The sequence below is a fragment of the Shewanella sp. MEBiC00475 genome (assembly GCF_005234075.1).
Lineage (GTDB): Bacteria > Pseudomonadota > Gammaproteobacteria > Enterobacterales > Shewanellaceae > Shewanella > Shewanella polaris.
This window is the reverse complement of the sequence record NZ_CP039928.1, coordinates 2,398,424-2,416,644: the sequence shown is the minus strand read 5'-3', so window position 1 is coordinate 2,416,644 and position 18,221 is coordinate 2,398,424. Positions and strand designations below refer to the sequence as shown.

The window sequence follows — 18,221 nt, the reverse complement described above, 5'->3', positions numbered from 1 at the left end:
GTTGAATAAAAGTCTTTAATGCTAAAAAGCAAGAAAACCTTAAAAGAAACTGCAAAGAATAATTATTATGTGATTGATAGTTTTATGGTTTTGGGGAGTAAAGAATGTTGGATAGATAAGGTTTCTAAAAGAGGGAGATAAGACGTTTTAAACTATAGGGGAAAAAAGCAATATGAAATCAATGGCAACGACTTAATATTACATAGGTGAAAGCTCAAAAAAGTTTAGGGTAATATTGAAAATCCAATTATTAAAGTTAAAAAAAAACCGAGCCTAGGCTCGGTTTTTCGGTGAGTAATTAATTACTCAGCAGCTTCGACTTCAACAGCTTCAGCAGCTTCAGGACGACCTACTAACTCGATGTAAGCCATTGGGGCTTTATCACCGGTACGTAGACCGCACTTAAGAATACGAGTGTAACCACCAGGACGTTCCTGGAAGCGTGGACCCAATTCAGTAAATAACTTACCTACAACTTCAGCGTCGCGGGTACGAGCGAAAGCTAAACGGCGATTTGCAACGCTGTCAACTTTAGCAAGTGTTATTAGAGGTTCAACAACGCGACGCAGTTCTTTCGCTTTAGCTACAGTTGTCTTGATAATCTCATGACGAACTATTGAGCAAGCCATGTTACGGAACATAGCTTGGCGATGACTGCTGTTGCGGTTTAGTTGACGACCACTCTTACGATGGCGCATGACCTAATCCTTATAACCTAAATCTGTACTAACCTGAGACTTATAGGTCGTCTGCCAAACTAGCTGGTGGCCAGTTTTCTAGACGCATACCTAACGACAGTCCGCGTGATGCTAAAACATCCTTAATTTCAGTAAGAGATTTCTTACCTAAGTTAGGGGTCTTAAGCAACTCAACTTCAGTGCGTTGTACCAGATCTCCGATGTAATGAATCGCTTCGGCTTTTAAACAGTTAGCCGAACGTACAGTTAGCTCTAAATCGTCGACAGGACGCAGCAAAATCGGATCAAACTCCGGTTTCTCTTCTACAACAGCCTGCTCAGTAACATCACGTAATTCAACAAACGCATCTAGCTGTTCAGCTAAAATTGTTGCAGAACGACGAATTGCTTCCTCAGGATCGATAGTACCGTTTGTGGTCATATCAATCACAAGTTTATCTAAGTCAGTGCGCTGTTCAACACGAGCAGCTTCAACATTATAAGCAATGCGAGCTACAGGTGAGAATGAAGCATCAATCAATAAACGACCGATTGGGCGATCATCGTCTTCAGTCTGTGCACGAGCCGAAGCTGGCACATAACCACGACCACGCTCAACGCGGATACGCATACTGATATCATTATTACCTGTCAAGTGACAGATAACATGATCAGGATTCACGATGGTAACATCACCATCATGCGTGATATCTGCTGCTGTAACAGGGCCTGTGCCGGACTTGCTTAATGTAAGCAAAGCCTCGTCTTTACCCTCGATGGTCACTGCTAATCCTTTAAGATTGAGCAATATCTCAAGGATATCTTCTTGTACGCCTTCCTTACTGCTGTATTCATGCAGTACGCCGTCAATTTCGACTTCAGTAACTGCACAGCCGGGCATAGACGACAATAGGATGCGACGCAACGCGTTACCTAAGGTATGGCCAAAACCACGTTCTAGTGGCTCTAGTGTAACTTTGGCGCGAGTTGAATTAACCTGCTCAATATCAACGAGACGCGGTTTAAGAAATTCTGTAACAGAACCCTGCATTGTGTCCTCTCTTGTTTGTTAGCTTTACTTAGAGTAAAGCTCGACGATCAGCTGTTCGTTAATATCCGCAGACAAATCGCTACGTTCTGGAATACGCTTAAAAGCACCTTCCATTTTCGCATTGTCGACTTCTACCCATGTAGGCTTTTCGCGTTGGCCAGACACTTCTAAAGCCGCTTTAATACGAGCTTGAGTGCGTGACTTTTCACGGATGCTTACAACATCATTCGCAGACACTTTGAATGACGGAATGTTAACAACACGACCGTTAACCATAACAGTTTTATGGCTTACTAGCTGACGTGATTCTGCACGAGTAGAACCGAAACCCATACGATAAACAACGTTATCTAGGCGGACTTCTAAAAGTTGCAATAGGTTTTCACCGGTATTGCCCTTAAGACGTGCAGCTTCTTTGTAATAATTACGGAATTGCTTTTCAAGCACTCCATAAATACGACGAACTTTTTGTTTCTCGCGTAGCTGTACACCGTACTCAGACAAACGTGGCTTACGTGCGCCATGTTGTCCAGGTGCAGTTTCTAGCTTACACTTCGAATCGATTGCTCTCACACCGCTTTTTAAGAAAAGGTCTGTACCTTCTCTGCGACTGAGCTTGAGCTTGGGACCCAAGTATCTTGCCATGATCTTTCTCCAACTATCCTATATACGCAGTGTTATACACGACGCTTTTTAGGTGGACGACAGCCATTATGAGGGATAGGTGTCACATCGGTAATGTTGGTAATTTTATAACCAACAGCGTTCAGCGCACGAATGGCTGATTCACGACCTGGACCAGGACCCTTCACGAAAACTTCAAGGTTTTTAACACCGTAGTCTTGAGCAGCAATACCTGCACGCTCAGCAGCAACCTGCGCAGCGAATGGTGTTGATTTACGTGAACCACGGAAACCAGAACCACCTGAGGTAGCCCATGACAACGCATTACCTTGACGATCTGTAATGGTGACAATTGTGTTGTTGAAAGACGCATGGATATGAGCCATGCCATCTGCAACCTGTTTACGTACGCGCTTACGCGGAGAACGTGACGGAACTTTAGCCATTTTGGTTTACCTTCCCGTTACTTTCTGATTGGCTTACGTGGACCTTTACGCGTGCGCGCATTGGTCTTAGTACGTTGCCCACGAAGGGGCAGGCTACGACGATGGCGGAGACCACGATAACAACCAAGATCCATAAGACGCTTGATGTTCATTGAAATCTCACGACGCAAGTCACCTTCTACGGTGTATTTGGCGACTTCTTCGCGTAGGATATCTATTTGAGCTTCGCTCAATTCCTTGATCTTAGCATCTTCAGCAATTGAAGTAGATGCGCAGATTGCTCTAGCGCGTGTACGTCCAATACCAAAAATAGCAGTCAAAGCAATGACTGTATGCTTTTGATCAGGAATGTTAATGCCAGCGATACGGGCCACTATGCACTCCTTAAAGTTAAAGGCTATCTGCGAAAAGCCCGAAAGGATACTCGACAGACAACAAATTTGCAAACAATATTTTGGTCAGCCCATTATTGAGCTGACCAAACTTCTTTCTAGCCTTGACGCTGTTTGTGTTTAGGTTCAATACAAATAACACGAACAACACCACTACGCTTGACGATCTTGCAATTACGGCAGATCTTCTTAACGGAAGCTCGAACTTTCATTTCATCACTCCGTAAAACAAATCTTATTTACCAAAACGATCTAAATTCGCTTTGTTAACAAGATTGGCTTTCTTCATCACAGACTCATACTGATGAGACATCATATGGGTCTGAACCTGAGCCATGAAGTCCATGATTACGACTACTATAATAAGTAGTGAAGTACCGCCAAAATAGAACTGTACTTTCCACGCAATTAACATGAACTCCGGAATTAAGCAGATAAAGGTAATGTACAACGCACCCGCTAAGGTTAAACGTGTCATGACTTTATCAATGTAACGCGAAGTCTGTTCTCCGGGACGGATCCCAGGAATGAATGCACCACTCTTTTTCAAGTTGTCTGCTGTTTCGCGAGGGTTAAATACCAACGCAGTATAGAAGAAACAGAAAAAGATAATTGCTGTCGCGTACAATAATGAATACAGCGGTTGTCCTGGAGACACAGCTAAAGCGAAATCGCTTAACCATGACATAGACTCATTTTGACCAAACCACTGAGCCAGTGTGCCTGGGAACAAAATTATGCTGGATGCAAAAATTGGTGGAATCACACCTGCCATATTAATTTTTAGAGGTAAATGGGTGCTTTGCGCTGCAAAAACCTTGCGGCCTTGTTGGCGCTTAGCGTAGTTAACGACGATACGACGTTGACCACGTTCCACAAATACCACTAAATAAGTTACAGCAAATACGATAACTGCGAGCAACAGTAGTACTAATACATTCATGTCACCTTGGCGCGCCTGCTCGGCTGTTGAGCCGATGGCCGATGGTAAACCAGCAACAATACCTGCGAAAATCAAAATCGAGATACCATTACCAATACCACGTTCGGTAATTTGTTCACCTAGCCACATAAGGAACATAGTTCCTGTCACTAAGCTAACAACTGCAACGAAGTAGAAACCAAATCCTGGATTGGCCACAAGGCCAGGCATAAGATTTGGTAAACCGGTTGCAATACCGACAGATTGAAGCGTCCCCAACACGAGTGTACCATATCTAGTGTATTGACTGATTTTCTTACGTCCTGATTCGCCTTCCTTTTTCAATTCAGCGAGTGCAGGATGCACAACAGTCAATAACTGCATTATGATCGATGCCGAAATATACGGCATGATACCTAATGCGAAGATAGAAGCACGCTCTAAGGCACCACCCGAGAACATGTTAAACATGCCAAGGATGGTATCTTTTTGCTGGGCAAACAAATCTGCCAATACAGCTGCGTCAATACCAGGAATTGGCACAAACGAACCGGCTCTAAAGACGATAATCGCACCAATCACGAACAGAAGGCGTGTTTTCAATTCTGATAAACCGCCTTTCGCGCTTTTTAAATCAAGTCCTGGTTTTGCCATCGACGTATTATTCCTCGATCTTGCCACCGGCAGCTTCAATAGCTGCACGAGCACCTTTGGTTACCTTGAGACCTTTTACAGTCACTGGGCGGTCAATGGTACCTGAAAGAACGATTTTCGCAAACTGGATGTTGCGAGTAATAACGTTCGCATCTCTCAGTGCATTCAAATCGACAACATCACCGTTAACTTTTGCTAGTTCGAGTAAACGAACTTCAGCTGTTACCAAAGCGCGACGCGAGGTAAAGCCAAACTTAGGTAGACGGATCTTAAGTGGCATTTGACCACCTTCGAAACCGACGCGAACGCCGCCGCCTGAACGAGACTTCTGACCTTTATGGCCACGACCCGCTGTCTTACCTAAACCTGAACCAATACCACGGCCTACACGCTTAGGAGCAGATTTAGAACCTGCTGCTGGAGATAGAGTATTTAGACGCATTATCTTATTCCTCCACCGAAACCATGTAGTACACTTTATTAATCATACCGCGAACTGAAGGTGTATCTTCAACTTCAACAGTGTGACCAATGCGGCGTAAGCCTAAACCGGTTAAGGTTGCACGGTGTTTTGGTAAACGACCAATGCTGCTTTTAGTCTGTGTGACTTTTAAAGTTTTAGTAGCCATGGTGCATTACCCCCGAATTTCATCAACATTCAGGCCACGTTTTGCTGCGATTTGAGCTGGTGACTTCATGTGCACCAACGCATCGACAGTTGCGCGAACGATGTTGATCGGGTTAGTAGAACCGTATGCTTTTGACAGAACGTTATGAACGCCTGCTACTTCCAATACGGCACGCATTGCGCCACCGGCAATAATACCGGTACCCTCTGATGCTGGTTGCATATAAACTTTAGAACCAGTATGGCGACCTTTAACTGGGTGATGCAAAGTACCTGCATTCAACTCCACGGTTACCATATTACGACGGGCTTTTTCCATTGCTTTTTGAATAGCAGCTGGAACTTCACGCGCTTTACCATAGCCATAGCCGATCTTACCATTACCGTCACCCACTACTGTTAGTGCTGTGAAGCTAAAGATACGACCGCCCTTAACTACTTTAGAAACACGATTAACTGCAATTAATTTCTCTTGCAGATCGTCTTTTTGCTGAGCTTCTAATTTAGCCATTTTTATAACCCCTTAGAACTTCAGGCCAGCTTCACGAGCGGCATCTGCTAATGCAGCAACACGACCATGATACTTGAATCCAGAACGGTCGAACGCAACTGTTGCTACGCCCTTCTCGATCGCACGCTCAGCAACAATTTTACCTACTGCTTTAGCCGCGTCAACGTTACCGGTACTCTTTAGTAGTTCTTTAACCGCTTTTTCAACGGTTGAAGCAACTGCCAACACCTGAGCTTCAGGATTGATTACCTGAGCATAAATGTGACGCGGTGTACGATGTACAACCAGACGATTCACGCCCAGCTCTTGGATCTTCTTACGTGCACGTAACGCGCGACGTAAGCGAGATGTTTTCTTATCCATATCGCGTTACCTACTTCTTCTTAGCCTCTTTACGGCGTACTACTTCGTCGTCATAGCGAACACCCTTGCCTTTATAAGGCTCTGGTGGACGATATCCGCGAATTTCAGCAGCAACCTGGCCAACAACTTGTTTATCAACGCCCGAAAGCACGATTTCAGTTTGGCTAGGACACTCTGCAGTAACGCCTGCGGGCAGTTTGTGTACTAATGGATGTGAGAAACCCAACGTTAAATCTAAGTCACTACCAGCAATTTTTGCACGGTAACCTACACCAACTAATTTAAGTTTTTTCACAAAACCTTGAGATACACCAACAACCATGTTGTTTACTAATGCACGTGCAGTACCAGCCTGTGCCCAAGCGTTAGCAACGCCTTCGACAGGAAGAAACTTAACTTGCGCATCTTCAATAACAACATTTACCGCATTGTTGATTACTCGAGTCAGACTTCCCTTACTGCCTTTCACAGTAAGAGTCTGTTCGTTTAAAGTCACCTCTACGCCAGCAGGAACAGTGACTGGTGCTTTTGCAACACGAGACATTTATAGCTCCTTACGCTACGTAGCAGATAACCTCGCCACCCGAGCCATTTTGGCGGGCAGCACGATCAGTCATCAAGCCTTTAGAAGTGGACACAATTGCGATACCCAACCCGCCCATCACCTTTGGAAGTTCGTCTTTACCTTTGTAAATACGAAGACCAGGGCGACTTACACGCTGGATAGTCTCAACGACTGGTTTGCCTTGAAAATACTTTAACGTAATTTCTAATTCAGGCTTAGCTTCATCTGCTACGGCGTAGTCGGTAATGAAACCTTCATCTTTAAGTAATTTCGCTATTGCTACTTTTAACTTAGCTGAAGGCATCTTTACAGATACGTGGTTAGCAGCTTGGCCGTTACGAATACGGGTTAACATATCCGCAATAGGATCTTGCATGCTCATATTAGCTTACTCCGTGACAAGTGCTTACCAGCTGGCCTTACGCAGACCAGGAACTTCACCACGCATGGTAGCTTCACGTAATTTAATACGGCTTAAGCCGAATTTACGTAGAAAACCATGTGGGCGACCAGTTTGATTACAGCGGTTGCGTTGACGCGCAGCGCTAGAATCACGTGGTAGAGCTTGTAACTTAAGTACAGCTTCCCAGCGATCTTCTTCCGAAGTTGCAGGGCTGCTGATAATAGCCTTAAGTGCTAAACGCTTTTCAGCATATTTAGCTACGAGCTGTGCACGCTTTGCTTCACGTGCTTTCATAGATGTTTTTGCCATTATGCTACCCTTATTTCTTGAATGGGAAGTTAAAAGCGTCTAACAAAGCACGACCTTCTTCATCATTCTTCGCAGTAGTAGTGATAACAATATCCATACCACGAATTTTATCGATTTTATCATAATCGATTTCTGGGAAGATGATCTGCTCACGCACGCCCATTGCGTAATTACCACGGCCGTCAAACGCTTTAGCGCTTAAGCCACGAAAATCACGAATACGTGGTATTGCAATGTCAACTAAACGCTCTAAAAATTCCCACATACGCTCACCGCGTAGGGTCACTTTACAGCCAATAGGGTAGCCTTCACGGATTTTAAAACCAGCAACTGATTTACGAGCAACAGTTACAATTGGCTTCTGGCCAGCGATTGCAGTCATGTCACGGAGCGCATGCTCCATAACTTTCTTATCTGCAACAGCTTCGCCCACACCCATGTTTAGGGTGATTTTTTCAATCCGAGGGACTTGCATGACACTGCTATAACCGAACTTTTTAGCTAGTTCAGCGATTACAGTCTCTTGATATTTATCATGCAGTTTCGCCATCGTTTACTCCAAATTACTTAACGAGTTCGCTGTTCGATTTAAAGAAACGGACTTTTTTTCCGTCTTCAAATCGGAAACCAACACGATCTGCCTTGCCTGTGGCTTGGTTAAAGATCGCAACGTTTGATGTTTGTATCGGTGCTTCTTTCTCGATAACGCCGCCAGTCACGCCCAATTGAGGGTTTGGTTTCTGGTGCTTTTTAACAAGGTTTAGGCCTTCAACAATTAACTTACCAGTAGGTAGAACTTGAGAAACCTTACCGCGGCTACCCTTGTCTTTACCTGCTAATATAATTACTTCGTCTTCACGACGGATTTTAGCTGCCATTTGAAGCTCCTTACAGTACTTCTGGTGCCAGCGAGACAATTTTCATGAATTTATCATTACGCAATTCACGTGTCACTGGGCCAAAGATACGAGTACCAATCGGTGCAAGGTTTGCGTTAAGCAAAACCGCAGCATTCCGATCGAAGCGAATGACAGAACCGTCTGGACGACGTACGCCTTTCTTAGTACGGACTACCACCGCGTTATATACATCACCTTTCTTCGCTTTAGCGCGAGGAATTGCTTCTTTAACAGAAACTTTGATGATGTCGCCGATACCGGCATAACGACGATGAGAGCCACCCAAGACCTTAATACACTGAACTCTGCGTGCGCCGCTGTTACATGCGACGTCTAGAGTCGATTGCATTTGGATCATTTCAAGTGCTCCGCTATCGTTACTACACAATCCCACTATGGGACTATATTTGAACCAAATTTAAGTAATACTTTACCTAAAATTGGCGCGCAAGTATAACACCACATATTTAGAATGCATAGCAAAAAAAACAAACGGCCCCAATTACTGGAGCCGTTTACGTTAACCTAATAAAAATTAGGCTTTTGTCACTACTTCAGCTAGTGTCCAAGACTTAGTCTTAGATAGAGGACGACACTGGCTAATAGCCACATAATCCCCTTCATTACACTGATTAGTTTCGTCATGTGCATGGATCTTAGTTGTACGCTTAATGTACTTCCCATAAATAGGATGTTTCACTTGGCGCTCAATAGCAACAGTAATAGACTTGTCCATTTTATTGCTAATCACTTTACCTTGCAAAGTACGGGCTTTATCAGACATTAGGCACCTGCCTTAGAAGTAATAATGGTCTTAACACGTGCAATGTTACGACGCACTAGTTTCAATTGATGTGTTTGGCTCAACTGACCAGTAGCGTGTTGCATACGCAAGTTAAACTGCTCACGCAGCAGACCAAGTAATTCAGCGTTAAGATCTTCAACGCTCTTTTCTCTTAGTTCGCTCGCTTTCATTACATCACCGTCTTAGTTACGAAGGTAGTCTTCAGAGGTAGCTTGGCAGCTGCCAAAGCAAAGGCTTCACGAGCCAACGCTTCAGGAACACCACCCATCTCATAAAGAACCTTACCAGGTTGAATCTGACATACCCAGTATTCAACGTTACCTTTACCTTTACCCATACGCACTTCAAGAGGCTTAGAGGTAATTGGCTTGTCAGGGAAAACTCGAATCCAAATTTGTCCTTGACGTTTAACATGACGTGTCATGGCACGACGTGCAGATTCGATTTGACGAGCAGTTAAACGGCCACGGCCGACTGCTTTCAAACCGAAAGTACCAAAGCTAACTTCAGTACCGTTCGCTAGACCACGGTTGCGGCCCTTGAACATCTTGCGAAACTTCATACGTTTAGGTTGCAGCATAAAAGTTTCTCCTATTTACCACGAGGCTTACGCTTAGGTTGCTGCTTAGGCTCTTCAATAGCAGGTACCAAACCGTCTAGAACTTCGCCTTTGAAGATCCAAACTTTAATACCAATCACACCATATTGAGTGTGACTTTCTGCAGTTGAATAGTCGATATCAGCACGCAAAGTATGCAAAGGTACACGACCTTCACGATACCATTCTGCACGTGCGATTTCTGCGCCACCTAAACGGCCGCTGACTTGAACTTTGATACCTTGAGCACCAATTCGCATTGCGTTTTGAACTGCGCGCTTCATAGCACGACGGAACATAACACGGCGCTCTAATTGCTGAGCAATAGAGTCAGCGACGAGCTTAGCGTCTAATTCAGGTTTACGGATCTCAGCGATGTTGATTTGAGCAGTAGTGCCAGTGATTTTAGACACATATGCACGTAATACTTCAACGTCTTCACCTTTCTTACCAATCACAATACCTGGACGGGCAGTGTGAATAGTAACGCGGATGCTTTTCGCTGGGCGTTCAATGACAATCTTAGATACTGATGCGGCTTTTAACTTTTCAGTTAAATATTGACGCACTTCCCAGTCGCTGTTCAGATTATTTGCATAGTCTGACTTATCTGCGTACCAGGTAGAGATCCAAGGCTTAGTGATACCCAGACGGATACCATTAGGATGTACTTTCTGTCCCATTGCTCTCTTCTCCTAGCGATCTGCTACAACCACAGTAATGTGGCTGGTACGCTTCATGATACGATCAGCGCGGCCTTTAGCACGTGGCATGATACGCTTCATTGTTGGGCCTTCATCTACGAAGACGGCTCCAACTTTAAGCTCATCAATGTCAGCACCTTCGTTGTGTTCGGCGTTTGCGATAGCTGAGTCAAGTACTTTTTTAACTAGTACGGCGGCTTTCTTGGGGCTGAATGTCAAAATCTCGAGAGCCTTAGAAACAGGCAACCCACGAATTTGATCAGCAACTAGACGGGCCTTCTGCGCAGACGTACGAGCAAAACGATGTTTAGCTAAAACTTCCATCTTATTCCTCCCGTATTAACGCTTCTTCGCTTTCTTATCTGCAGCATGGCCGCGATAAGTGCGAGTTGGTGAAAATTCACCAAGCTTATGACCGATCATTTCGTCAGTTACGAACACAGGTACGTGCTGACGACCATTATGGACAGCGATGGTCAACCCAATCATATTAGGGATGATCATTGAGCGACGAGACCAAGTCTTAATAGGCTTTTTGTCTCCCGCTTCCATCGCTTTCTCTACCTTCTTCAGCAAGTGCAGGTCAATGAAGGGACCTTTCTTGAGAGAACGTGGCATGGCGAATCCTCTTACTATTTATTACGACGACGTACGATGTACTTGTCAGTGCGCTTGTTGCTACGAGTTTTATAACCCTTAGTCGGCACACCCCATGGACTCACTGGATGACGTCCACCAGAAGTACGGCCTTCACCACCACCATGTGGATGGTCTACTGGGTTCATTGCAACACCACGAACTGTAGGGCGTACGCCTCTCCAGCGCTTAGCACCTGCTTTGCCTAACTGGCGTAGCATATGCTCGGCGTTACCAACTTCACCAAATGTCGCGCGGCAATCTACTGGAACTTTACGCATTTCGCCAGAGCGAAGACGTAGAGTTGCATAAGCACCATCACGAGCAACAACTTGTACATAAGCACCAGCTGAACGTGCGATCTGAGCGCCTTTACCAGGCTTCATCTCAACAGCGTGTACAACACTACCTACTGGAATGTTGCGTAACGGCATAGCGTTACCAGTCTTGATTTCTGCATCCAAGCCAGATTGGATTGGGTCGCCAGCTTTCATGCCTTTTGCAGCAAGAATGTAACGACGTTCACCATCGGCATACAATACTAACGCAATGTGCGCTGTACGGTTTGGATCATATTCAAGACGTTCAACTTTCGCAGGGATACCATCTTTGTTGCGTTTAAAGTCAACAATACGATAGTGCTGCTTATGTCCACCACCAATGTGGCGTACAGTGATACGGCCAGTATTATTACGGCCACCACTTTTAGATTTTTTCGCCAACAGGCCAGCAAAAGGTTTACCCTTATGCAGGTCCGTATTCACCACTTTAACTACGTGGCGACGACCTGGAGAGGTTGGCTTACACTTAATAACTGCCATGATAATTCTCCTTTGCTTATTCAGCGCCGCCGACGAAATCAATATCAGCACCAGCCGCTAAAGTAACATAAGCTTTTTTCCAATCGCTACGACGACCTACACGGCCACCGGTACGTTTGGTTTTGCCTTTGTTAACTAAAGTGCGAACTGAATCGACTTCAACTTCAAATAGCTTCGCTACTGCAGCTTTAATCTCTGCTTTAGTCGCATCGATAGCTACGCGGAAAACTACAGTGTTGTTTTTCTCAGCAACCACAGTACTCTTTTCAGAGATATGTGGAGCAAGAATCACTTTTAGCAAACGTTCTTCGCGGATCATGCTAGCATCTCCTCGATTTGCTTCACTGCATCAGCAGTAACAAGAACAGTGTTGAATGCAATTAGACTTACTGGGTCAAGACCCGCTACGTCACGTACATCAACCTTGTATAAGTTGCGAGCTGCTAAGAATAAATTCTCATCAACTTCTGCAGTAACAATTAGAACGTCTTCTAGTTGCATTTCTTTCAATTTAGCTTTCAGCTCTTTAGTTTTAGGAGCTTCAACACCAAAAGATTCGACGACAACTAAACGTTCTTGACGTACCAATTCAGAAAGAATGCTCTTAAGAGCACCACGGTACATCTTCTTGTTAACTTTTTGGCTGTGATCTTGTGGTTTAGCAGCGAATGTTACGCCACCGCCACGCCAGATCGGGCCTTTAACACTACCGGCACGAGCACGGCCTGTGCCTTTTTGGCGCCAAGGCTTTTTGCCTGAGCCAATTACTTCCGCGCGCGTCTTTTGGGCACGAGTGCCTTGACGTGCGTTTGCAGCGTAAGCTACAACTACCTGATGAACCAATGCCTCGTTAAAGTCACGGCCGAAGGTAGTTTCGGAAACTTCAAGAGCGCTCTGCGCGTCTTTCAATACCAATTCCATTACTATCTCCTCAGACCTTAAGCTTTAACTGCTGGCTTGATAATCAAGTCACCATTGGTAGCGCCTGGAACAGCGCCGCGTACTAATAACAAGTTACGCTCTGCATCAACACGTACAACGTGTAGATTTTGAGTTGTTACTTGTACAGCACCCATATGGCCTGACATCTTCTTGCCTTTGAATACACGACCAGGCGTTTGGTTCTGACCGATAGAACCATTCGAACGGTGTGACAAAGAGTTACCATGAGTCATATCTTGAGTACGGAAATTCCAACGCTTAACACCGCCTTGGAAGCCCTTACCTTTTGATTGACCGGTAACGTCTACTTTCACAGTTTCTGCGAAAATATCAACATTAAGTTCGGCACCAACTACAATGCCTTCGCCTTCGCCATCTGCTAAACGCATTTCCCACAAACCACGACCAGCTTCTACGCCGCCCTTGGCAAAGTGACCTGCTTCAGCTTTAGTGATGCGATTGGCTTTTTTGGTACCAGTAGTCACTTGAAGTGCACGGTAACCGTCAGTTTCTAAAGTTTTCACTTGAGTAACACGGTTGCCAGCAACTTCAATTACTGTTACTGGGATTGACACACCATCTTCAGTGAAGATGCGGGTCATACCCACTTTACGACCGATAAGACCGATAGCCATCTCTCAAACCTCTTCTAAGGATCTCAATTAACCTAAGCTAATCTGAACGTCGACACCAGCCGCAAGATCTAAACGCATTAATGCGTCTACTGTCTTTTCTGTTGGCTCTACGATGTCAACTAAACGCTTGTGGGTACGAATTTCGTACTGGTCACGTGCATCTTTATTAACGTGCGGAGAGATCAAAATGGTAAAACGCTCTTTGCGAGTTGGTAGTGGAATAGGACCACGTACCTGCGCGCCAGTACGCTTAGCAGTTTCAACGATTTCCGCTGTAGACTGATCAATCAAACGATGATCAAAGCCTTTCAAGCGGATACGGATTCTTTGGTTCTGCATTGACCAGAGCTCCTAAAATGGACATATAAAAAATCACCCTCTAGCATCTTCCTTATAGGAACGCAGAGCGAGATGATTTAACCGTTCGACTCCCAATCGGAGTCGCTATGTAAATGAGTAACCTAACAGGCTAAACATTATAATTTACGCTGCACTAGTCAGCGAGAGGGCAATTATACAGATCTTCTTTCGTAGATCAAGCCTATTGTGTAAATAGTCTTCATAAAGTCTTTCTACAATCAATTGCTGTTGATTTCTCAGCATGCAGATATTCATTCCTGTATAGATTGTCAGTTTTCAGAAAATAAAAAAGGAAGCCTAGGCTTCCTTTTTTAGTGTTCACTAAACTCGCTATTACGCGATAATTTTAGCTACAACACCTGCACCAACTGTACGGCCACCTTCACGGATAGCGAAACGTAAACCGTCGTCCATCGCGATTGGGTAAATCAGAGTAACGACCATCTTGATGTTATCACCAGGCATAACCATTTCTACGCCTTCTGGTAACTCAATTGTGCCTGTTACGTCTGTTGTACGGAAGAAGAATTGTGGACGGTAGCCTTTGAAGAATGGAGTATGACGTCCGCCTTCTTCTTTTGACAACACGTAAACTTCTGATTCGAAAGTTGTGTGTGGGTTAATTGAACCAGGCTTAGCTAGTACTTGGCCACGTTCAACATCATCACGCTTAGTACCACGTAATAACACACCACAGTTTTCGCCAGCACGACCTTCGTCAAGTAGCTTGCGGAACATTTCTACACCAGTACAAGTTGTTTTAGTTGTTGGACGAACACCAACAATTTCAACTTCGTCTGATACGCGAACGATACCACGTTCAACACGACCTGTTACCACTGTACCACGACCTGAAATTGAGAATACATCTTCAATTGGAAGTAGGAATGGTTTATCGATGTCACGCTCTGGCTCAGGAATATAAGTATCTAGTGCTTCTGCAAGCTCAAGAATTTTAGCTTCCCACTCTGGCTGGCCTTCTAGGGCTTTAAGAGCTGAACCTTGAATTACTGGTAAATCATCACCTGGGAAGTCGTATTCTGAAAGAAGCTCGCGCACTTCCATTTCTACTAATTCTAGTAATTCTTCGTCATCTACCATGTCACACTTGTTCATGAATACGATGATGAAAGGTACACCTACTTGACGTGAAAGCAAGATGTGCTCACGTGTCTGTGGCATTGGGCCGTCTGTTGCAGCAACAACTAAGATTGCGCCGTCCATCTGTGCAGCACCAGTAATCATGTTTTTAACATAATCCGCGTGACCTGGACAGTCTACGTGCGCATAGTGACGAATTGGCGTGTCATATTCGATGTGAGAAGTATTAATTGTAATACCGCGCTCACGCTCTTCTGGAGCATTATCGATTTGAGCGAAGTTACGAGCTTCACCACCATATGTCTTAGACAAAACAGCTGAAATTGCTGCTGTTAAGGTTGTTTTGCCATGGTCAACGTGACCGATGGTGCCCACGTTTACATGGGGCTTGTTACGTTCAAATTTAGCTTTTGCCACGATATATTCCTTTCTTTTCAGAAGTGCTCGATTAGTTCGAGCAATATAACATTGATGCCGTAACCAATATTAGTTACGAGAGTCTATAATCGCTTTTGCAATGTTTTGCGGTGCATCTGCATACTTCAAAAACTCCATAGAGTATGAAGCACGACCCTGAGATGCAGAGCGCAAATCAGTCGCATAACCAAACATTTCAGATAGAGGTACTACTGCGTGGACAAGTTTAACACCTGCGATGCCATCATCCATACCTTCAATTATGCCACGACGTCGGTTTAAATCACCAACAACGTCGCCCATATAATTTTCAGGCGTAGTTACTTCTACTTTCATACAAGGTTCGAGCAACACCGGGGTTGCTTCAAGCGCACCCGTTTTGAAGCCCATAGAACCTGCAATTTTGAAGGCCATTTCGTTTGAGTCCACATCATGATATGAACCGTCAAACAAACTGACTTTCACGTCAAGAACAGGATAGCCGGCTAATACACCATTCTTCATCTGTTCTTGAATACCTTTGTCAACAGCAGGAATGAATTCACGAGGAACCGCACCACCCACAATTTCGTTAACAAATTCGTAGCCCGCACCCTCTTCGAGTGGCTCAATCCTTAACCAAACATGGCCAAATTGACCACGTCCGCCAGATTGACGTACGAACTTACCTTCCACTTCCACTTTAGAACGAATTGTTTCACGATAGGCAACTTGTGGTTTACCTACGTTACACTCTACACCAAACTCGCGACGCATACGGTCAACGATAATGTCTAAATGTAATTCGCCCATACCAGATATGAGTGTTTGTGCCGACTCTTCATCAGTTTCGACTTTGAAAGATGGATCTTCTGCTGCTAATTTTTGCAGCGCAATACCCATTTTATCTTGGTCAGCTTTTGAACGAGGCTCAACGGCAATGGTAATTACGGGTTCTGGGAACTCCATGCGCTCAAGAATCACTCTGTGATCGTTATCGCAAAGAGTATCACCAGTTGTTACATCTTTAAGACCAATAGCAGCCGCTATATCACCAGCACGTACTTCTTTCAGTTCTGTTCGGTCATTTGCGTGCATTTGCACAATTCGACCAACTCGTTCACGTTTCTGCTTAACAGAATTATAAACAGCAGCACCTGATTCTAGTACACCTGAATACACACGGATAAAGGTCAATGTACCAACAAATGGATCAGTCGCAATTTTAAATGCTAGAGCCGCAAAAGGGGCTTTATCATCTGATGGGCGTTCAACTTCTTTATCGTTTTCATCAAGACCCTTAATTGCAGGGACATCAATAGGCGCGGGTAAAAAATCGATTACCGCATCAAGAACCGCTTGCACACCTTTGTTCTTGAAGGCAGAACCACAGGTAGCGAGCACGATCTCATTGTTAATTGTGCGCTGACGCAACGCTGTTTTAATCTCTGCTTCAGATAGCTCACCTTCTTCAAGGTATTTATTCATCAGTTCATCAGAGGCTTCAGCTGCTGCTTCCACGAGATACTCATGCATTTCTGCAGCTTTTGCTGCCAGATGTGCAGGAATGTCTTCATAAGAGAACGTCATTCCCTGATCGTTTTCAGACCAGTTAATGGCTTTCATCTTAATTAAATCAATAACACCCTTGAAGCTTTCTTCTGCGCCAATATTCAAGTGAATAGGGACACAAGTTGCACCAAGGCGGTTACGAATTTGTTTTATAACGCGGTCGAAATCTGCCCCAGCACGGTCCATCTTGTTAACAAACACGATACGCGGAACGTGGTATTTGTCCGCTTGACGCCATACTGTTTCAGATTGTGGTTCAACGCCTGACGAACCGCAGAATACAACTACAGCTCCATCGAGAACGCGTAATGAACGCTCGACTTCAATAGTAAAGTCTACGTGACCAGGAGTATCGATGATATTAATTCGGTGTAGAGCGAATTGGGCATCCATTCCGCGCCAGAATGCTGTTACTGCAGCAGATGTGATAGTAATACCACGCTCTTGCTCTTGTACCATCCAATCTGTCGTGGCGGCGCCGTCATGCACCTCACCGATTTTATGAGACATACCGGTATAGAACAGAACACGTTCTGTTGTGGTAGTTTTACCTGCATCCACATGAGCAACGATACCGATATTTCGATAATGCTCAATTGGGGTTGTACGAGCCACTATTTATACCCTCTCAACTAAAACGATTAGTTTTAGCAATATCAACAATATGGAGTGGGCCGAAGCCCACTCCATCATATTACCAACGGTAATGGGCGAAGGCTTTGTTAGCTTCAGCCATGCGATGCACGTCTTCACGCTTCTTAACCGCAGTACCTTTGTTGTCAGACGCATCTAGCATTTCACCTGCTAGACGTAAAGCCATAGATTTTTCACCACGTTTGCGAGCAGCTTCAACTAACCAGCGCATCGCTAGTGCGTTACGACGCACAGGACGAACTTCACATGGTACTTGATAAGTAGAACCACCAACACGACGAGATTTAACTTCGACTGATGGGCGAACGTTATCAAGAGCTGCTTCAAGGATACTTAAATGATTTTCGCTTTTCTTTTCAGCGACAACATCTAGTGCCTTGTAAATAATTTTTTCTGCAGTCGACTTTTTGCCGTCCTGCATGATGACGTTGATGAACTTAGCCAACAACTCACTGTGAAACTTTGGATCTGGTAGGATTTTACGTTGTCCTACAACGCGACGTCTTGGCATATTAATTCTCCGTATGCTTCAGGTATTTCCAAAACTGGAATG

At 44.6% G+C, this 18,221-nt stretch carries 31 protein-coding genes; all 31 read right to left on the bottom strand.

The genetic code is table 11. The features are described from left to right. Nucleotides 1-302: 302 nt before the first annotated feature. The 31 genes from rplQ to rpsG all read right to left on the bottom strand — a co-directional run bounded on the left by rplQ (nucleotide 303) and on the right by rpsG (nucleotide 18,179). A complete protein-coding gene (rplQ, locus tag FCN25_RS10725) occupies nucleotides 303-698 on the bottom strand; it encodes a 50S ribosomal protein L17 (protein WP_011635664.1) in 396 nt (131 codons plus the stop codon). Between the two features lie 40 nt (nucleotides 699-738). Further along, the gene (gene rpoA, locus FCN25_RS10720) at nucleotides 739-1,728 is read right to left on the bottom strand and encodes a DNA-directed RNA polymerase subunit alpha (RefSeq protein ID WP_101033750.1); all 990 of its coding nucleotides are present in this window, start codon (nucleotides 1,726-1,728) and stop codon (nucleotides 739-741) included. Between the two features lie 24 nt (nucleotides 1,729-1,752). Beyond that, on the bottom strand, nucleotides 1,753-2,373 hold the full coding sequence (gene rpsD, locus FCN25_RS10715) for a 30S ribosomal protein S4 (protein WP_137224595.1): 621 nt from the start codon (nucleotides 2,371-2,373) through the stop codon (nucleotides 1,753-1,755). A gap of 32 nt (nucleotides 2,374-2,405) precedes the next feature. Further along, nucleotides 2,406-2,798 carry a 30S ribosomal protein S11 gene (gene rpsK / locus FCN25_RS10710; protein ID WP_011635661.1) on the bottom strand — a complete coding sequence of 131 codons (393 nt, stop codon included), beginning with the start codon at nucleotides 2,796-2,798 and terminating at the stop codon, nucleotides 2,406-2,408. 17 nt (nucleotides 2,799-2,815) lie between these two features. Further along, the gene (gene rpsM, locus FCN25_RS10705; protein ID WP_011635660.1) at nucleotides 2,816-3,172 is read right to left on the bottom strand and encodes a 30S ribosomal protein S13; all 357 of its coding nucleotides are present in this window, start codon (nucleotides 3,170-3,172) and stop codon (nucleotides 2,816-2,818) included. Nucleotides 3,173-3,288: 116 nt separating this feature from the next. Next, nucleotides 3,289-3,402, bottom strand: coding sequence for a 50S ribosomal protein L36 (gene rpmJ, locus FCN25_RS10700; protein WP_011635659.1), 114 nt, complete (start codon nucleotides 3,400-3,402; stop codon nucleotides 3,289-3,291). Between the two features lie 23 nt (nucleotides 3,403-3,425). Next, on the bottom strand, nucleotides 3,426-4,766 hold the full coding sequence (secY, locus tag FCN25_RS10695; protein ID WP_137224592.1) for a preprotein translocase subunit SecY: 1,341 nt from the start codon (nucleotides 4,764-4,766) through the stop codon (nucleotides 3,426-3,428). A 7-nt stretch (nucleotides 4,767-4,773) separates the two neighbouring features. Next, nucleotides 4,774-5,208 carry a 50S ribosomal protein L15 gene (rplO, locus tag FCN25_RS10690; RefSeq protein ID WP_137224589.1) on the bottom strand — a complete coding sequence of 145 codons (435 nt, stop codon included), beginning with the start codon at nucleotides 5,206-5,208 and terminating at the stop codon, nucleotides 4,774-4,776. Nucleotides 5,209-5,212: 4 nt separating this feature from the next. Then, entirely contained in the window at nucleotides 5,213-5,395 is a 183-nt protein-coding gene (rpmD, locus tag FCN25_RS10685; protein ID WP_137224586.1) for a 50S ribosomal protein L30, read from the bottom strand. A 6-nt stretch (nucleotides 5,396-5,401) separates the two neighbouring features. Then, a complete protein-coding gene (gene rpsE, locus FCN25_RS10680) occupies nucleotides 5,402-5,905 on the bottom strand; it encodes a 30S ribosomal protein S5 (RefSeq protein ID WP_137224583.1) in 504 nt (167 codons plus the stop codon). 12 nt (nucleotides 5,906-5,917) lie between these two features. Then, entirely contained in the window at nucleotides 5,918-6,268 is a 351-nt protein-coding gene (gene rplR, locus FCN25_RS10675) for a 50S ribosomal protein L18 (RefSeq protein WP_011635655.1), read from the bottom strand. Between the two features lie 10 nt (nucleotides 6,269-6,278). Beyond that, nucleotides 6,279-6,812 (bottom strand): 50S ribosomal protein L6, encoded by a 534-nt coding sequence (gene rplF / locus FCN25_RS10670; protein WP_137224580.1) that lies wholly within the window; start codon nucleotides 6,810-6,812, stop codon nucleotides 6,279-6,281. Nucleotides 6,813-6,822: 10 nt separating this feature from the next. Beyond that, complete coding sequence (gene rpsH, locus FCN25_RS10665; protein WP_137224577.1) at nucleotides 6,823-7,215, bottom strand: 30S ribosomal protein S8; 393 nt, start codon at nucleotides 7,213-7,215, stop codon at nucleotides 6,823-6,825. 24 nt (nucleotides 7,216-7,239) lie between these two features. Then, nucleotides 7,240-7,545 (bottom strand): 30S ribosomal protein S14, encoded by a 306-nt coding sequence (rpsN, locus tag FCN25_RS10660; protein WP_137224574.1) that lies wholly within the window; start codon nucleotides 7,543-7,545, stop codon nucleotides 7,240-7,242. 10 nt (nucleotides 7,546-7,555) lie between these two features. After that, complete coding sequence (rplE, locus tag FCN25_RS10655; RefSeq protein ID WP_137224571.1) at nucleotides 7,556-8,095, bottom strand: 50S ribosomal protein L5; 540 nt, start codon at nucleotides 8,093-8,095, stop codon at nucleotides 7,556-7,558. A gap of 13 nt (nucleotides 8,096-8,108) precedes the next feature. After that, complete coding sequence (rplX, locus tag FCN25_RS10650; protein WP_124729279.1) at nucleotides 8,109-8,423, bottom strand: 50S ribosomal protein L24; 315 nt, start codon at nucleotides 8,421-8,423, stop codon at nucleotides 8,109-8,111. A 10-nt stretch (nucleotides 8,424-8,433) separates the two neighbouring features. After that, nucleotides 8,434-8,802: a 50S ribosomal protein L14 gene (gene rplN, locus FCN25_RS10645; protein WP_011635649.1), complete on the bottom strand. Its 369-nt coding sequence runs from the start codon at nucleotides 8,800-8,802 to the stop codon at nucleotides 8,434-8,436. A gap of 177 nt (nucleotides 8,803-8,979) precedes the next feature. Continuing rightward, nucleotides 8,980-9,228 carry a 30S ribosomal protein S17 gene (gene rpsQ, locus FCN25_RS10640; RefSeq protein ID WP_137224568.1) on the bottom strand — a complete coding sequence of 83 codons (249 nt, stop codon included), beginning with the start codon at nucleotides 9,226-9,228 and terminating at the stop codon, nucleotides 8,980-8,982. Continuing rightward, on the bottom strand, nucleotides 9,228-9,419 hold the full coding sequence (rpmC, locus tag FCN25_RS10635; RefSeq protein ID WP_137224566.1) for a 50S ribosomal protein L29: 192 nt from the start codon (nucleotides 9,417-9,419) through the stop codon (nucleotides 9,228-9,230). The genes rpsQ and rpmC overlap by 1 nt, the downstream gene beginning before the upstream one ends. Then, nucleotides 9,419-9,829, bottom strand: a complete 411-nt coding sequence (gene rplP / locus FCN25_RS10630) for a 50S ribosomal protein L16 (protein ID WP_137224563.1) — start codon at nucleotides 9,827-9,829, stop codon at nucleotides 9,419-9,421. Before rplP ends, rpmC begins: the two co-directional genes overlap by 1 nt. Before the next feature lie 11 nt (nucleotides 9,830-9,840). Beyond that, nucleotides 9,841-10,530 carry a 30S ribosomal protein S3 gene (rpsC, locus tag FCN25_RS10625; RefSeq protein WP_011635645.1) on the bottom strand — a complete coding sequence of 230 codons (690 nt, stop codon included), beginning with the start codon at nucleotides 10,528-10,530 and terminating at the stop codon, nucleotides 9,841-9,843. Between the two features lie 12 nt (nucleotides 10,531-10,542). Further along, entirely contained in the window at nucleotides 10,543-10,875 is a 333-nt protein-coding gene (gene rplV, locus FCN25_RS10620; RefSeq protein ID WP_011635644.1) for a 50S ribosomal protein L22, read from the bottom strand. A 15-nt stretch (nucleotides 10,876-10,890) separates the two neighbouring features. Continuing rightward, nucleotides 10,891-11,169, bottom strand: coding sequence for a 30S ribosomal protein S19 (gene rpsS, locus FCN25_RS10615; protein WP_006083596.1), 279 nt, complete (start codon nucleotides 11,167-11,169; stop codon nucleotides 10,891-10,893). A 14-nt stretch (nucleotides 11,170-11,183) separates the two neighbouring features. After that, nucleotides 11,184-12,008, bottom strand: a complete 825-nt coding sequence (gene rplB, locus FCN25_RS10610) for a 50S ribosomal protein L2 (RefSeq protein ID WP_137224560.1) — start codon at nucleotides 12,006-12,008, stop codon at nucleotides 11,184-11,186. 16 nt (nucleotides 12,009-12,024) lie between these two features. Continuing rightward, entirely contained in the window at nucleotides 12,025-12,327 is a 303-nt protein-coding gene (rplW, locus tag FCN25_RS10605) for a 50S ribosomal protein L23 (protein ID WP_124729276.1), read from the bottom strand. Then, on the bottom strand, nucleotides 12,324-12,929 hold the full coding sequence (gene rplD / locus FCN25_RS10600; protein WP_137224558.1) for a 50S ribosomal protein L4: 606 nt from the start codon (nucleotides 12,927-12,929) through the stop codon (nucleotides 12,324-12,326). The genes rplW and rplD overlap by 4 nt, the downstream gene beginning before the upstream one ends. Before the next feature lie 17 nt (nucleotides 12,930-12,946). Next, on the bottom strand, nucleotides 12,947-13,585 hold the full coding sequence (gene rplC / locus FCN25_RS10595; RefSeq protein ID WP_137224555.1) for a 50S ribosomal protein L3: 639 nt from the start codon (nucleotides 13,583-13,585) through the stop codon (nucleotides 12,947-12,949). A 27-nt stretch (nucleotides 13,586-13,612) separates the two neighbouring features. Further along, complete coding sequence (gene rpsJ, locus FCN25_RS10590) at nucleotides 13,613-13,924, bottom strand: 30S ribosomal protein S10 (RefSeq protein ID WP_124729273.1); 312 nt, start codon at nucleotides 13,922-13,924, stop codon at nucleotides 13,613-13,615. Between the two features lie 354 nt (nucleotides 13,925-14,278). Further along, a complete protein-coding gene (gene tuf / locus FCN25_RS10585) occupies nucleotides 14,279-15,463 on the bottom strand; it encodes an elongation factor Tu (RefSeq protein WP_137224523.1) in 1,185 nt (394 codons plus the stop codon). Between the two features lie 69 nt (nucleotides 15,464-15,532). Further along, nucleotides 15,533-17,629 (bottom strand): elongation factor G, encoded by a 2,097-nt coding sequence (fusA, locus tag FCN25_RS10580; RefSeq protein ID WP_137224551.1) that lies wholly within the window; start codon nucleotides 17,627-17,629, stop codon nucleotides 15,533-15,535. A gap of 79 nt (nucleotides 17,630-17,708) precedes the next feature. Further along, nucleotides 17,709-18,179 (bottom strand): 30S ribosomal protein S7, encoded by a 471-nt coding sequence (gene rpsG / locus FCN25_RS10575; protein WP_124729270.1) that lies wholly within the window; start codon nucleotides 18,177-18,179, stop codon nucleotides 17,709-17,711. Nucleotides 18,180-18,221 lie beyond the last annotated feature (42 nt).

What these genes read in the sequence shown, in the direction of transcription:
- rplQ (WP_011635664.1), bottom strand. Translation starts at nt 698, where the DNA reads ATGCGCCATCGTAAGAGTGGTCGTCAACTAAACCGCAACAGCAGTCAT.
- rpoA (WP_101033750.1), bottom strand. Translation starts at nt 1,728, where the DNA reads ATGCAGGGTTCTGTTACAGAATTTCTTAAACCGCGTCTCGTTGATATT.
- rpsD (WP_137224595.1), bottom strand. Translation starts at nt 2,373, where the DNA reads ATGGCAAGATACTTGGGTCCCAAGCTCAAGCTCAGTCGCAGAGAAGGT.
- rpsK (WP_011635661.1), bottom strand. Translation starts at nt 2,798, where the DNA reads ATGGCTAAAGTTCCGTCACGTTCTCCGCGTAAGCGCGTACGTAAACAG.
- rpmJ (WP_011635659.1), bottom strand. Translation starts at nt 3,402, where the DNA reads ATGAAAGTTCGAGCTTCCGTTAAGAAGATCTGCCGTAATTGCAAGATC.
- secY (WP_137224592.1), bottom strand. Translation starts at nt 4,766, where the DNA reads ATGGCAAAACCAGGACTTGATTTAAAAAGCGCGAAAGGCGGTTTATCA.
- rplO (WP_137224589.1), bottom strand. Translation starts at nt 5,208, where the DNA reads ATGCGTCTAAATACTCTATCTCCAGCAGCAGGTTCTAAATCTGCTCCT.
- rpmD (WP_137224586.1), bottom strand. Translation starts at nt 5,395, where the DNA reads ATGGCTACTAAAACTTTAAAAGTCACACAGACTAAAAGCAGCATTGGT.
- rpsE (WP_137224583.1), bottom strand. Translation starts at nt 5,905, where the DNA reads ATGGCTAAATTAGAAGCTCAGCAAAAAGACGATCTGCAAGAGAAATTA.
- rplR (WP_011635655.1), bottom strand. Translation starts at nt 6,268, where the DNA reads ATGGATAAGAAAACATCTCGCTTACGTCGCGCGTTACGTGCACGTAAG.
- rplF (WP_137224580.1), bottom strand. Translation starts at nt 6,812, where the DNA reads ATGTCTCGTGTTGCAAAAGCACCAGTCACTGTTCCTGCTGGCGTAGAG.
- rpsH (WP_137224577.1), bottom strand. Translation starts at nt 7,215, where the DNA reads ATGAGCATGCAAGATCCTATTGCGGATATGTTAACCCGTATTCGTAAC.
- rpsN (WP_137224574.1), bottom strand. Translation starts at nt 7,545, where the DNA reads ATGGCAAAAACATCTATGAAAGCACGTGAAGCAAAGCGTGCACAGCTC.
- rplE (WP_137224571.1), bottom strand. Translation starts at nt 8,095, where the DNA reads ATGGCGAAACTGCATGATAAATATCAAGAGACTGTAATCGCTGAACTA.
- rplX (WP_124729279.1), bottom strand. Translation starts at nt 8,423, where the DNA reads ATGGCAGCTAAAATCCGTCGTGAAGACGAAGTAATTATATTAGCAGGT.
- rplN (WP_011635649.1), bottom strand. Translation starts at nt 8,802, where the DNA reads ATGATCCAAATGCAATCGACTCTAGACGTCGCATGTAACAGCGGCGCA.
- rpsQ (WP_137224568.1), bottom strand. Translation starts at nt 9,228, where the DNA reads ATGTCTGATAAAGCCCGTACTTTGCAAGGTAAAGTGATTAGCAATAAA.
- rpmC (WP_137224566.1), bottom strand. Translation starts at nt 9,419, where the DNA reads ATGAAAGCGAGCGAACTAAGAGAAAAGAGCGTTGAAGATCTTAACGCT.
- rplP (WP_137224563.1), bottom strand. Translation starts at nt 9,829, where the DNA reads ATGCTGCAACCTAAACGTATGAAGTTTCGCAAGATGTTCAAGGGCCGC.
- rpsC (WP_011635645.1), bottom strand. Translation starts at nt 10,530, where the DNA reads ATGGGACAGAAAGTACATCCTAATGGTATCCGTCTGGGTATCACTAAG.
- rplV (WP_011635644.1), bottom strand. Translation starts at nt 10,875, where the DNA reads ATGGAAGTTTTAGCTAAACATCGTTTTGCTCGTACGTCTGCGCAGAAG.
- rpsS (WP_006083596.1), bottom strand. Translation starts at nt 11,169, where the DNA reads ATGCCACGTTCTCTCAAGAAAGGTCCCTTCATTGACCTGCACTTGCTG.
- rplB (WP_137224560.1), bottom strand. Translation starts at nt 12,008, where the DNA reads ATGGCAGTTATTAAGTGTAAGCCAACCTCTCCAGGTCGTCGCCACGTA.
- rplW (WP_124729276.1), bottom strand. Translation starts at nt 12,327, where the DNA reads ATGATCCGCGAAGAACGTTTGCTAAAAGTGATTCTTGCTCCACATATC.
- rplD (WP_137224558.1), bottom strand. Translation starts at nt 12,929, where the DNA reads ATGGAATTGGTATTGAAAGACGCGCAGAGCGCTCTTGAAGTTTCCGAA.
- rplC (WP_137224555.1), bottom strand. Translation starts at nt 13,585, where the DNA reads ATGGCTATCGGTCTTATCGGTCGTAAAGTGGGTATGACCCGCATCTTC.
- rpsJ (WP_124729273.1), bottom strand. Translation starts at nt 13,924, where the DNA reads ATGCAGAACCAAAGAATCCGTATCCGCTTGAAAGGCTTTGATCATCGT.
- rpsG (WP_124729270.1), bottom strand. Translation starts at nt 18,179, where the DNA reads ATGCCAAGACGTCGCGTTGTAGGACAACGTAAAATCCTACCAGATCCA.